The organism is Pleomorphochaeta naphthae (assembly GCF_055396005.1).
Genome location: NZ_AP042457.1, coordinates 1,268,045 through 1,280,728 on the forward strand (window position 1 = coordinate 1,268,045; position 12,684 = coordinate 1,280,728).

Genomic DNA, 12,684 nt, shown 5'->3' on the forward strand with positions numbered 1-12,684 from the left:
TAACTTAATATAATTGGTATAACGTTGATGCAAAAATAAAAATTATTTTTTTTTGATCAAATTAAATCACTTTATAGTGAGATGCGAATCAAGACACTTTCTAAAATATTTCACGAATATTTCAGTAGTTTTTCCTCTTTTTTCGCTGCACCAGTAAATGCATTGTAATAAATTTCATTTGGTGCATAATATCCCAACGATTGGTGTGGCCTTGTAATATTAAAATAATTAATAAACCAATCCAATCCTTCTTCCAATTCACTCATGGTAGAGTAATCATGAAGAAAAATATGTTCATATTTTAGAGTTCTCCAAGTTCTCTCCATATATATATTATCCATTGCTTGACCAACAGAATCCATACTAATTCTAATATGTTCTCTTTTTAATACTGCAAGGAATTCATTTGAGGTAAATTGGCTACCTTGGTCACTATTAAAAATTGATGGTACTCCATAAATTTCTATGGATTTTTCTAAACATTCAATGCAAAAATATACGTCCATTGTATTACTTAATTTCCATGAAAGTATTTTACGACTGTAAAGATCTATTATTGCACAAAGGTAAACAAATCCATGGGGTAATGCTATATAAGTAATATCTGTAGCCCATACTTGATTTACATATTGGATAACCATGTTTCTCAACAGATAAGGGTATTTCTTATGATTTTTACCTTTTTTAGCTCTAGAAGTATTCTTTACTGCTATAGCACTATATATCCCTAATTCCTTCATTAAACGCCTTACAATGCTCTCTGTTGCCCACTTATATCCTTTTTTTATTAATATAACAGATATTTTTCTATATCCTAAAAATGGAACTGGGGACCAAGCTTTAAGTATAATCATTGCTCTTTCATAATCAATTTTTCTCTCTTCTCTATATTTTATTTCTCTTTCTATATGATGATTTAACCAATCATAATAATGACTTCTACTTATATCTAATATATTACATTGCTTACTTATTGAACATTCAATAGTATGTCCAAATGAAAAATATTTAAGACCTGGAGTAATAAGTTCGCAAAGATCTAATCCAATAAATTCATCTTTTTTTTTAAAAGCTCTAATTCAAGCTGAGATTTACCATAAGCTTTGGTAATGAACTCTATTTTATCTTTTGCTTCTTCTAATTCTTTTTCAGTTTTTGTATTTTTCTTTGATTCTTCAAAAGGAGATAAATCATGCCGTAATAAACTTTTTTTCCACAATGAAACCATACTTGGTGTAACTTGATATTTTGCTGCAATTTCTTGTACTGTAGCTTCCTCTTGTATTGCTTCTAATGCAACCTTTAATTTTGTGTCTTTGCTAATTGTCCTTCTTTTTCTACCCATAATTAATATATTATTCCTTTGGGAATAAACTAACAAGGATTCGTGAAATTATTTTTCTGTTGTCTAGTAACTCGTCTCAGTATACTTTTCTAATAAAAATATTAGAAAACAAAAAGAGGAGAATATTATGAAAAAAAGTCTTGCTTTTATAGTTACTATTTTTGTTTTAGTAACTACTGGTTTATTTGCACAAGGAGCAAATGAAAAAGATTTAGATCAAAAGAAAGAGGTAACATTCTGGACAATGTCACTATCTCCAACTTTTGATGACTATATAAATGGTGTTATTGAAGATTTTGAATCTCAAAATCCAACTGTAGAAGTAACCTGGATTGATGTTCCATGGGGAGATACAGAAACTAGAGTTCTAACAGCAGCTACAAGTAACACTTTACCTGATGTAATTAATTTAAATTTACCTTTTTCACAAAAATTAGCACAAAATGATTTATTAGTTAACATGAATGAGAAAGCTGCTGATGTAAAAGATGACTATTTTGAAGGATGTTGGAAGGCAAGCACTTATGATGATAAAGTTTTTGCTCTTCCTTGGTACATTACTTCTAATATGATTTATTATAACAAATCTATTTTCAGACAAGCAGGGCTAGATGAAAACTCATACCCAACAACTTTCGATGAATTATATACTTATGCAAAAAAAATTCATGATAAAACCGGAGCTTATGGATATATGACTTTTTTCCAAGATCAATTTATTATGGAAGAATTAGAAAGAATGGGAATAAGATTGTTTAACGACGATTATACTAGAGCTAATTTTAATACTCCTGAAGTAATTGCAGCAAGTAAATACTACAAGAAAATGTTAGATGAAAAATTAATTCCTAGTGAAACAATTACATCTAAATCAGGTACTGGCGAAGCTATTCAATTATATAGCACAGGAGAATTAGCTATGTTCTTTGGAGGAACTTCTCATGCTAGAATGATAAAAGATAATTCACAAGAAATATATGATGAAACAGGTGTTGCTCCTCAAATCATTGGCAAAAATGGTAAATCAAATATCGCTGTTATGAATATTGTAGTTCCCAAGAGTTCGAAAGTGCTTGAAGAAGCTTTAGACTTTGCAAAGTTCTTAACTAATAATAGCAATCAAGTTGAATTTGCCAAAGCTGCTGGAGCTATTGTTCCTTCGACTAAGGCTTCTTTAAAAGATGATTTCTTCTCAGTTTCTGATGGAACAGCTGCTACTGAAGCTAGAATTATGAGTGCAAAAGAAGTTGCCAGAGGTTCAATGATTTTCCCTCCAATGCAAAATTGGACTGAGATACGTGATGCATTTATTGAAGCTTTTGCTAAAGCTGCAACTGGAAATGGAGATCCTAGCACTCTTTTACAAGCAGCAGAAGATCAAGCTAATTCTTTACTTACAAACTAAAGAATAATAGAAGATTACAATTAGATGGCATACTTTGCCATCTAATTTATAAAATTAGGAGAAAATAGTAATGAAATCCAAGAACAAACTTGCCCCTTATATATACCTTTTTCCGACATTGGTTATTCTTATTATATTTGTATTTTATCCTTTAGCTAGAGCAATACAATATAGCTTCACTGATTTCAATCTACTATCTCCTCCTAAGTGGATTGGTCTAGATAATTATAAAAACCTTTTTCTTAGTACCTCTTTTTACAGAGCTCTTTCTAATACTCTAAAGTATTTTATAACTGTTGTACCTATTCTAATTATCTTACCCTTGTTAATCGCAGTTTTAGTAAATGATAGATCATTAAAAGGCGTAACAATTTTTCGAACCATATACTATTTTCCAGTAGTAACAAGTATGGTAGTCGCTGGAATTATTTGGAAGTGGATGTATATGGAAAATGGTATCTTAAACTTTTTTTTAGTTGATATACTTCATATCATGAAAGAACCAATTTCTTATTTAACAAATCCAAATACAGCTCTTTATTCAATTATGGTAGTAACTATTTGGAAAGGAATAGGGTATTACATGGTTTTGTATTTAGCTGGATTACAAAGTATAAACAAAGAACTATATGAAGCCGCAACTATAGATGGTGCAACGCCTTTCAGACAATTAATTAAAATAACCATTCCTTTATTAGCACCGACAATGGCTGTAGTAGCAATAATGTCCTCTATGGCGGCTATGAAAGTATTTGATGAAATCTATGTTATGACTGCAGGTGGACCTTTTAACTCAACTAGAACATTGGTCTATGAAATATATGATACTGCCTTTGATAAACTTAAATTTGGCTATGCAAGTGCTATAGGAGTTGTTCTTTTTATTCTGTTATTTATTTTTAGCTTTATTAGTATGAAAAATAGTGAAAAAACTTATAAAGGGGTTGCATAATGTCTAATCATAAATCAAAAAAAATCTCAAAAATAATTATAAAATATATTCTTATGATCTTAGTATCTATTGTATCTATTATCCCTTTTTTATGGTTGCTCTCTACTGCATTAAAAAGTCCAAATGAAAATATTTTTAGTATGCCTCCTAAATTCATACCTGAACATATAACTTTTACTAATTTTATTAAAGTTTTTAAAACCATTCCTATGTTAAGATATTATATTAATTCATCAATAGTAGTAGCATTTTGTGTAATCTTAAATTTACTATTAGCGGTTACTGCTGCTTATCCACTAGCTAGAATGAAATTTAAAGGAAAGGAAATAATCTTTTTTGCAATATTATCAACAATGATGATACCTATACAATTAACAATGATTCCAAACTTTGTGACTATAGTACATTTAGGGCTTAAAAATAGTCTAGCTGCGGTAATCTTACCAAATGCAGTCACAGCTTTTGGAGTATTTTTAATTAGGCAAGCAATGATTACCGTACCGATATCTTTAGAAGAGTCAGCTTTTATGGACGGAGCATCATCTCTAACTGTACTAAGATTTATTGTTGTACCTATTATAAAACCAACATTATCTGCTTTAGCCATATTCACATTTATTAATATGTGGAGTGATTTTTTATGGCCTTTATTAGTTTTAGATTCCCAAAGCTTGTATACTGTACCTCTTGGTGTTCAAAAACTACAAGGTACTTTCACAAACGATTGGCGACTAATTGCCTCTGGTGCACTACTCGCTGTTATTCCTGTTATGATTTTCTTTATTTTAAACCAAAAGAACTTTATAGATGGTGGCATTGCATCAGCAGTAAAAGGATAACAAAACAGTTTTTACATCTAAAACTTAGTAAGGATAAACTATGAAAATATTATATATGCCTCTAGATGAGAGGCCTTGCAATTATAAATTCCCAGAAATGAATATCATAAAAGATAATAAAATAGAATTAATTAAGATACCTAATGAATATATGGGAAACAAAAAAAATCCGGCTAATTTAAAACTAATTTATGATTGGCTTGAAGAGAATATTTATCACTGCGATGCTGCTGTTATCTCATTAGAAATGCTGATTTATGGAGGACTTTTACCTAGTCGTATTCATTCAACTGATCTTTCAATTCTAAAAAAAAGATTAAATAAATTTACTAATCTTATAATTAAAGTAAAAAAAATAAAACAAATTAACATTTTCATATTTGCTTTAGTTATGAGAACCCCTTCATATTCAAGCAGCGAAGAAGAACCAAATTATTACCAAGAATTTGGTGAGTACATTTATAAACGAGGATATTTTCTCGATAAAAAAGAAAAATCATTTTTATCTGAAGAAGAAAATAATATCTTAAATCAAACAACTAAATTAATTCCAAGAGAAATAATCCAAGATTATGAAAATAGAAGAAGAAAAAACAGAGAAATTATTATTAACTGTGCTTTGCTATTGAAAGACAAAATTATTGATTATTTTGTTATTCCTCAAGACGATTCCTCAGAATTTGGGTATGGACCACAAGACAAAAAAATTATTTTTTCTTTTCTAAAAGAAAATAAAATCGAAGATAAAGTTATAACTTATCCAGGAGCAGATGAAGTTGGTTCAGCTTTGCTTTGTCGTTGTATTTTGAGACCTTTAACAACAAAACCTTCTATCTCAATTATGTTTGATAGAAAAGAAGATCAAAATTTGATACCAAAATATGAAGGAATGGCTTTAATAGATAGTATAAAATATCAAATTACAGTTTCCTCTGCTATTTATGAGCCTGATATTATGAAAGCTAATATTATTTTATTTGTACATACAAGCAATCAAAAAATGTGTGATTCTTGGTCTCAGAAACCATATATTTATAATGATATCGCTTTTAAAAAGCTAATAAAATTAAATAAACCTTTTATAATTTGTGATGTAGCTTTTGCAAATGGCTCAGATTTATCTTTCGTTAAATCCCTATTCGCTAATGAAATTAATGACAATATGCTCTCTTATGCCGCATGGAACACTTCAGGGAACACGATCGGGACTGCTATTTCTTCAGGGATAATGCAATATCTTTATGGAAATAAATATAGTCGTGATAAACTATTTTTTTATAGAATAGCTGATGATTGTGTGTACCAAAGCATAATTAGAAAAAAATATTATAAAAAATTAAAAAATCAAAATATACAAGTTACTACAGGATATATCAATAATAATGACAATTTAATTAAAAATAAAATAAAAAAAGAATTAACAGATAATTTAAAAATGTATTATAATAAATTACCTTTTACAATCAAATCAATAAATTTTCCTTGGTTTAGATTGTTTGAAATTGATATAGAACTTGGAGATAAAAATTAATGCAAATTCCTTTTGACTTGAACACAGACCAATTAAAAACTTATTTTGGAACAAATCCAAAACCAGATGATTTTGATGATTTTTGGAAAGAAGCTTTATTTGAAAGAGATAAAGTGCAACTAAATGTAGAAATCAAAAAAGCTGATTTTGTAAGCCAAATTGCTAACTGTTATGACCTATATTTTACTTCTACAAAAAATGTAAAAGTTCATACAAAGATGTTAGTACCTAAAGATAAAAATATTCATCCTTGTATTATAAAATTTCATGGTCTAGGTGGTAACGCTGGTGAATGGACAAGCCTACTTCCCTTTGTAAGTGAAGGATATAGTGTGTTCGCTATGGATTGTAGAGGCCAAAGTGGAAGCAGTGAAGATTATTTTGCAGGCAGTTGCAATTATTCTACTTCGTTTTTAACTCGCGGTGTTGTTGATGCTTTAAATGGAAATTATCAAAATTTATATTATAGAGATATCTTTTTAGATTGTTACACATTATATAAAATCATTACAACATTTGAAAATATTGATCAAAATAGAATAGGAGTTACAGGTTATAGCCAAGGTGGTGGTCTCACCATTGCACTAGCATCCCTAGTTCCACAAATTAAATGCGCAGCCCCAGTTTATCCATACCTTAGTGATTATCAAAGAGTTTGGGATCTTGATTTAGCACATGATGCTTATGAAGGTATTAATGAGTTTTTTAGAAATTTTGATCCTCATCATAAAAAAGAAAATGAATTTTTTAACATTCTTGGTTATATTGATGTTAAAAATATGGCGGAAAAAATTAAGGCTAAGGTATTGTTTACAAGTGGGTTAAAGGATACTACCTGCCCTCCTTCAACTCAATTTGCTATATATAACAGATTAAAATGTGAAAAAGAGTTGAATTTATTTCATGACTTTGATCATGAAGCTCTTTTAAATTTAAACGATGAAATCTTCCAATTTTTTAGGAATAATTTATAGGAAAAATATGAGTAACAAATTAAATGAAATTAAACAGCTTTACACTGATCAACTTATTAATGGTGAATTAGAATTTTGGCTAAAATATGGGATGGACAGTGAATTTGGAGGTATATATACTGCTCTAGATGAAGATGGCTCTATTTTAGATACTGATAAATCAGTTTGGTTTCAAGGTAGAGCTCTATGGATTTTTGCAAGAGCTTATGAAATTTATAAAGATGAAAGATATTTAAACGCTTGTAATTCTTTAGTTTCTTTTATTGATAAATATTGTTTTGATAGTGATAATAGGATGTTTTTTAAAGTTAGCAAAGAAGGTTCACCTATTATTAAAAGAATTAGGTACTTCTTTAGTGAAACTTTCACAATTATTGGATACGCAACTTACGCTAGAATTACTAATAATGAAGAATATAAAAATAAGGCCTTAAAGTTATTAGACTTTGTCGAACATTTGAGAACCACTAAAGGTATTTTAATTCCAAAAAGTTTCAGGGAATCAAAAGCTTTTGGCAATTCTATGATTTTATTAAATGTGTTAAATGAAGTTAAAAAAACTGATCCATCAAAAGAAGATAAACTTAACTCATACATGGATAACTTAATTGAGGAAATTAAAAATAATTTTATTCGTGATGATTTACAGCTCGTTTTAGAACAAGTTGCTATTGATGGGTCTTTTCAAAAAGATCACTTTGAAGGAAGGATAACAAATCCTGGACATGCTATTGAAGCTTCTTGGTTTATAATGGAAATGGGGATTGATAGAAAACGTGATGATTTAATTAATCTAGGTTTAAAAATGTATGACTGGATGATGGAAGAAGGTTGGGATAAAGAATATGGTGGTATTATTCAATATACTGACGCTCTAAAAAAACCGATAGCAGAATACCATCAAGATATGAAGTTTTGGTGGCCACAGTGTGAAGCTTTGATTGCTAGCCTCTATTGTTACTATATTACAAAAAAACAAAAATATTTAGATAATTTCTTTATGGTTAATGATTATGTTCAATCACATTTTGTAGATAATAAAAATGGTGAGTGGTATGGATATCTACATAGAGATGGAACCTTAGCTACAAGATTAAAAGGGAATTTCTACAAAGGACCTTTCCATATTCCAAGAATGTATATGGTTTGCTTAGATTTAATTAATAAAATTCAATAACAATTATGAGTATATTTAGCTGAAAGAAAAAAAATCTTTCAGCTTTATTCATTTAAAAACGTCAAATAAAAAGAATTTTATTCCTGAAAGAGTAAACGGTTCTAACAAATATGACATCAAAATACCTATTGATAATAAAAGTAGTGCCGAAATTGTTATAAGAGATGGAACTACCCCATATTGTGTAATGTCGGTTTGCTTTTTATATCTAGAAATATCAAAAACTATTATTGCAAATCTTAGTCCTATCAAAAAAGAATAAATGCAAACTAGTAAAACAATGCTATCTTCTTTAAATAATAAAGAAAAGATTATTATTAAAATTGGAATTGGAAAAAAGAAATATGGAGCAAAAGATATTAATCTTCTAAACCTTTTACCAGAATGCATTATTGATCCACTTCCATCTTGATTTACATGGTATTCAGTTACTGGAGATAATAATAAAACAGCCATTATTTTATGAGCTGACTCATGACTTGATGTTAAAAAAAACCACTTTCTCTTTTTTATTAAAAATGCGATTAAAATTAAACCAAAAGTAAAAAAAATACAAAAATAGGTCATTATTTTAGAATATTGAAATAAATATTTCATTACCTTAAATAATCTAGGACCATACAAATACCAAATTGCTGATGAAATTAAAATACAAAATATGTTCATTAAATATCCTTAAATTTTATAATCTTTTGCAAGTGAAAGTATATTCACTGCCAGCTCCACTTAGATACATGACATTAATTAAATAATTTCCACCAGATAAACCAACATCTCTTGATTCACTTATTCCAAACCCATTGTCATTTATTATTTCTTTTGTTTTTCCAGTATCTAAATCAATAATTTTAATTTGTAAGTCTGTTTGCTTACTTGTTGGTTTAACAAAAACATTAAAGGAATGAAAAAAGAAAGCATTTACCTTAAGTTCAAATTGGTCTACCACCTCATAAGAACAAACAGAGCCAGATGAAGTGTATTTTTGCTTAGATGAGAGACTCCCAATTGTTTTTTTATTATTCCCATCATGTTCATGTGCACCACTTAATCGAATAATTTTATTTTTACGATTTGTTAAATTAGAAATATTATCAGTAATTGAAACTGAATAAGTTCCTTCTTCTACATCAGAAGGGACAATCCATTCATAACTACCTAAATTGGGAATATTATCAATAAAATATACTACTTTATTATCTTTTGTTAATTCTATTCTAAGAATAACGTCATTAGGATAAAACGATTTAGAACTTGTCCAAGTAAATACTACAGAATCATCCCCATATGCTTTTGTTTTGGACACATTTAGATCTAATACAGGTTTTTCAGTTGTCTGAATTAAGTTAGCTTTTGATAAAAGACTAGCTGTTCCACTGTAATGAACGGCCGCAATCTTATATAAATATTTGGTATTAGGTTCTAAATTTTTATCAATAAAAAAAGTATCAGTTGTTTCACCTACCTCTAAAATATTATCTGATTTGAAAGTACTTCTATAAATTTTATAACTTGTAGCACTTTCTACAGGATTCCATGTTAAATTTACTGATGACCATGGGGGATTTGATAAGTTTAAATAAATACTAGAGGGAACAGGCGGGGTATGAATAACATCTAAATCTAATTTAGAATTTGGATAAATAATGTTTTCAATTTTCGTATCTATATCTAATCCATAAACAGTACAATCCAATACAAGTGTTCCAAGTTCTAAGTCTGTTGAAGGGATTGTAAAAAAAAGCTGTCCTGAGGAATTAGTTACTGATCTATAAGTTTTGTCATTATTTAAGTTAGTTAAAATAAATTTAATATTTGAAAGGTCAGAATATAAATCACACCTTACTTGAAATTCTAAAGTTTTAGATTGTGTGTCCTCACATACTAAGTCGTCAGTAACCAATTCTATATTTAAAGAAGAAATTAAGCCACTTATGTAATTAGCTAAATAAGTATCACCATGAGTCAAATGATTGCTAGGCTCAATATATAAGGGAGTATCCCATTCTCGATTTATTACAGAAATGTATAAATCTTTTGAATTATTTAATTGAGTAATAAATGATTTGGATGGGTTATTTACTAAATTTAAAATAGCTGATTTTAACTTCATATCAACAGTCGTCAATTCTTGAAACTTTTTTTCTGTAGCTATTTTAGATTCTTCATAATCATCTTTAGATATCTCATATCTAATATAATATTCACCAGTAACTGGATGTCTCCAACGATTTATTTCACTCACTCCAACTAAAGTGACTGCAGAATTTGTTTGCTGATTTGTATCATATGAAGAATCTATAGTTCTCTCATTCTCATTAGCACTAACACTATTTGAAAAATTTTCTTTAGATTTGATATCAAGAATAACATAACTAGCTAAACCACTATAAGCTTGATTCCTTGCTTCTTGAATAGTTTTAGATGGACCACCAATGTAAGTTTTTGAATTAGATGATATAGAAAAGGTTGGATCTTCGACCCATGTAGGAGGTCCTGAAAAAGAATAACGAATAACATCCATTGTTGAAGCACAACTAGATAAAACTAGTATAAAACTTAAACAAATAATTATAGTTTTTTTCATTAAAACCTCCTAGGGTCAAAATTCGAACAACTAAATCATACCATTTTTTGTCTTTAAACAAGTCTATTGTATTGAATCAAAATAAGCAGGAGCTTCTTCTTTAAACATTGTTGTGGCTACTTCTTTTGTTGCTTCCATCCAAGCCCTTTGTACTTCAATAGACTCTTTGCTCATTATCTCATCATTTTCAAATGCAATTGAAATTAATTTTTGGATCTCATTGATTACACGATCTGATACAGTACACAAAACTCTAGCTTCTACATAAGGAAATCCTGAAGGAGAAACTGCGTCGCGGTACTGAGTTTTTTCAATTAAAAATGATGAAATTTGAGTATATGATAAACTAGTCATAAATGCTTTCAAAGCTTCTGAAGCATCTACTGAGCCAGCATTGTTTATATCATCAGAATATTCATCTTTAATTTTCTGCTCTATTGCATCGGCAATTTGTTTATAATTATTAGTACTAAAGACTACCCCATTCATATACGTTGAAAGTTTTTTCTTAGCATCTAATATTGCTAAATCTCTTGCCGTTGTCTTATTATATCCTAGTACAGAGTCACTTTGCCCGAAAATTACAAATACATCTGCATAATGTCCGGTTGAATTATTTCTGACTATAGCTTCGGCCTCTCCTCTTGAAATTGTATACAAATCGACTTCTGAAAGACTTGCTAATTTCCCCATTTCAACTTCTGGTTCATGAACTGTGGCACAAGATGATGAAAATAATAAAATAAAAATAATGGAACTTAAGATAATAAAATTTTTTTTCATAGGTAGTCCTCCTTAAAAATTACAGTAAACCCCTATATAAATAAATATTAGTCGAGAACTCCTTTAAAATGCATCAAAAATGACTAGCCATAATATTTTGATTATAACATGATATTTCAGATTACACAATAGTTTAATTGAAAAAACTAATTAATCAAAACAAACATTCATTTAAATTTAGGTATTTAAAATTAAATCAATACCAACTAATTTTACATATAATTATTTACAAAGTAATAAATTATTTACTCTCAAATACCTTATATTTATTTCTAAATTTAAAATATTTTTTACTTATTTTTATTTAAATATTTCCAATCAAAACTATTCTAAATACTGAATTTAAAAAAAATCTGAACTTTACACCAACTGATACATATTATTTTACACAAATAATAATAAATTTGTTTCAGTGCAAAAATCATTTTTATACTATAAATTTAATTAAAAGCTTTATATAATATCTTATATGGATAATATTTTTGATGATGCATTAGCTTATGTAAAAAATTTTTTTAATAATGACAGTAGCGGTCATGATTTTCAACATACTTTACGAGTTTATAAAATAGCTATGATAATAAGTGAAACTGAAAAGTGCAATTTAGAAGAAGTTAAGTTAATAGCTTTATTACATGATGTGGATGATTATAAAATATCACCAAACACGAGTGGTACCCTAGATAATGCAAGAAATTTTCTCTCCTCACATGGGAAAAGCCCTTCATATATAGATAAAATTTGCACAGACATAAGCAAAATTTCTTTTAGCAAAAGACATGCTTCTTCTTCACTCAGTATTGAAGGAAAAATCGTTCAAGATGCTGATAGACTTGATGCAATAGGAGCTATTGGGATAGCTAGAACCTTTGCTTATGGTGGAGCTAATGGAAACGTTTTATATGATCCAGACACAAAAAAAGATTCAACTATTAAACATTTTTATGACAAATTATTAAAAATTGAATCTCTAATGAACACAGAATATGGGAAAACATTAGCAAAAGAGAGAACTATTTTTCTAAAAACATTCTTAGATCAATTTTATAAAGAATGGAATATCCATAATATTTAACATTCTCTCTTTTTCAATG

General features: G+C 28.5%; 12 protein-coding genes. 7 read left to right on the plus strand and 5 right to left on the minus strand.

The window, feature by feature from the left end:
* Positions 1-110: 110 nt before the first annotated feature.
* Positions 111-1,079, minus strand: coding sequence for an IS3 family transposase (locus tag ACZ5SO_RS05815; RefSeq protein ID WP_464627830.1), 969 nt, complete (start codon positions 1,077-1,079; stop codon positions 111-113).
* Positions 1,040-1,345 carry a transposase gene (locus tag ACZ5SO_RS05820; RefSeq protein WP_464623952.1) on the minus strand — a complete coding sequence of 102 codons (306 nt, stop codon included), beginning with the start codon at positions 1,343-1,345 and terminating at the stop codon, positions 1,040-1,042. The genes ACZ5SO_RS05815 and ACZ5SO_RS05820 overlap by 40 nt, the downstream gene beginning before the upstream one ends.
* 127 nt (positions 1,346-1,472) lie before the next feature.
* Between ACZ5SO_RS05820 and ACZ5SO_RS05825 the strand changes: the two genes are divergently transcribed.
* From ACZ5SO_RS05825 to ACZ5SO_RS05850, 6 genes are all read left to right on the plus strand, one after another.
* Positions 1,473-2,750, plus strand: coding sequence for an ABC transporter substrate-binding protein (locus ACZ5SO_RS05825; protein ID WP_464627423.1), 1,278 nt, complete (start codon positions 1,473-1,475; stop codon positions 2,748-2,750).
* 70 nt (positions 2,751-2,820) lie between these two features.
* Entirely contained in the window at positions 2,821-3,702 is an 882-nt protein-coding gene (locus ACZ5SO_RS05830; protein WP_464627424.1) for a carbohydrate ABC transporter permease, read from the plus strand.
* Positions 3,702-4,541 (plus strand): carbohydrate ABC transporter permease, encoded by an 840-nt coding sequence (locus tag ACZ5SO_RS05835; RefSeq protein ID WP_464627425.1) that lies wholly within the window; start codon positions 3,702-3,704, stop codon positions 4,539-4,541. Before ACZ5SO_RS05830 ends, ACZ5SO_RS05835 begins: the two co-directional genes overlap by 1 nt.
* A gap of 40 nt (positions 4,542-4,581) precedes the next feature.
* Positions 4,582-6,072 carry a DUF4127 family protein gene (locus ACZ5SO_RS05840; RefSeq protein WP_464627426.1) on the plus strand — a complete coding sequence of 497 codons (1,491 nt, stop codon included), beginning with the start codon at positions 4,582-4,584 and terminating at the stop codon, positions 6,070-6,072.
* Positions 6,072-7,046, plus strand: coding sequence for an alpha/beta fold hydrolase (locus tag ACZ5SO_RS05845; protein WP_464627427.1), 975 nt, complete (start codon positions 6,072-6,074; stop codon positions 7,044-7,046). The genes ACZ5SO_RS05840 and ACZ5SO_RS05845 overlap by 1 nt, the downstream gene beginning before the upstream one ends.
* A 7-nt stretch (positions 7,047-7,053) precedes the next feature.
* Positions 7,054-8,223 carry an AGE family epimerase/isomerase gene (locus ACZ5SO_RS05850; RefSeq protein ID WP_464627428.1) on the plus strand — a complete coding sequence of 390 codons (1,170 nt, stop codon included), beginning with the start codon at positions 7,054-7,056 and terminating at the stop codon, positions 8,221-8,223.
* 48 nt (positions 8,224-8,271) lie between these two features.
* Here ACZ5SO_RS05850 and ACZ5SO_RS05855 read toward each other — a convergent pair whose 3' ends face one another.
* The 3 genes from ACZ5SO_RS05855 to ACZ5SO_RS05865 all read right to left on the minus strand — a co-directional run bounded on the left by ACZ5SO_RS05855 (position 8,272) and on the right by ACZ5SO_RS05865 (position 11,590).
* Positions 8,272-8,889, minus strand: coding sequence for a hypothetical protein (locus ACZ5SO_RS05855; protein ID WP_464627429.1), 618 nt, complete (start codon positions 8,887-8,889; stop codon positions 8,272-8,274).
* A 16-nt stretch (positions 8,890-8,905) separates the two neighbouring features.
* Complete coding sequence (locus ACZ5SO_RS05860; protein ID WP_464627430.1) at positions 8,906-10,807, minus strand: hypothetical protein; 1,902 nt, start codon at positions 10,805-10,807, stop codon at positions 8,906-8,908.
* 63 nt (positions 10,808-10,870) lie between these two features.
* Positions 10,871-11,590 carry a hypothetical protein gene (locus tag ACZ5SO_RS05865; protein ID WP_464627431.1) on the minus strand — a complete coding sequence of 240 codons (720 nt, stop codon included), beginning with the start codon at positions 11,588-11,590 and terminating at the stop codon, positions 10,871-10,873.
* A gap of 469 nt (positions 11,591-12,059) precedes the next feature.
* On the opposite strand from ACZ5SO_RS05865, the gene ACZ5SO_RS05870 reads away from it, so the two are divergent.
* Positions 12,060-12,665, plus strand: a complete 606-nt coding sequence (locus tag ACZ5SO_RS05870; protein ID WP_464627433.1) for an HD domain-containing protein — start codon at positions 12,060-12,062, stop codon at positions 12,663-12,665.
* The last annotated feature ends 19 nt before the right edge of the window (positions 12,666-12,684 follow it).

Coding starts and splice junctions, on each gene's coding strand:
- ACZ5SO_RS05820 (WP_464623952.1), bottom strand. CDS start 1,345: ATGGGTAGAAAAAGAAGGACAATTAGCAAAGACACAAAATTAAAGGTT.
- ACZ5SO_RS05825 (WP_464627423.1), top strand. CDS start 1,473: ATGAAAAAAAGTCTTGCTTTTATAGTTACTATTTTTGTTTTAGTAACT.
- ACZ5SO_RS05830 (WP_464627424.1), top strand. CDS start 2,821: ATGAAATCCAAGAACAAACTTGCCCCTTATATATACCTTTTTCCGACA.
- ACZ5SO_RS05835 (WP_464627425.1), top strand. CDS start 3,702: ATGTCTAATCATAAATCAAAAAAAATCTCAAAAATAATTATAAAATAT.
- ACZ5SO_RS05840 (WP_464627426.1), top strand. CDS start 4,582: ATGAAAATATTATATATGCCTCTAGATGAGAGGCCTTGCAATTATAAA.
- ACZ5SO_RS05845 (WP_464627427.1), top strand. CDS start 6,072: ATGCAAATTCCTTTTGACTTGAACACAGACCAATTAAAAACTTATTTT.
- ACZ5SO_RS05850 (WP_464627428.1), top strand. CDS start 7,054: ATGAGTAACAAATTAAATGAAATTAAACAGCTTTACACTGATCAACTT.
- ACZ5SO_RS05855 (WP_464627429.1), bottom strand. CDS start 8,889: ATGAACATATTTTGTATTTTAATTTCATCAGCAATTTGGTATTTGTAT.
- ACZ5SO_RS05860 (WP_464627430.1), bottom strand. CDS start 10,807: ATGAAAAAAACTATAATTATTTGTTTAAGTTTTATACTAGTTTTATCT.
- ACZ5SO_RS05865 (WP_464627431.1), bottom strand. CDS start 11,590: ATGAAAAAAAATTTTATTATCTTAAGTTCCATTATTTTTATTTTATTA.
- ACZ5SO_RS05870 (WP_464627433.1), top strand. CDS start 12,060: ATGGATAATATTTTTGATGATGCATTAGCTTATGTAAAAAATTTTTTT.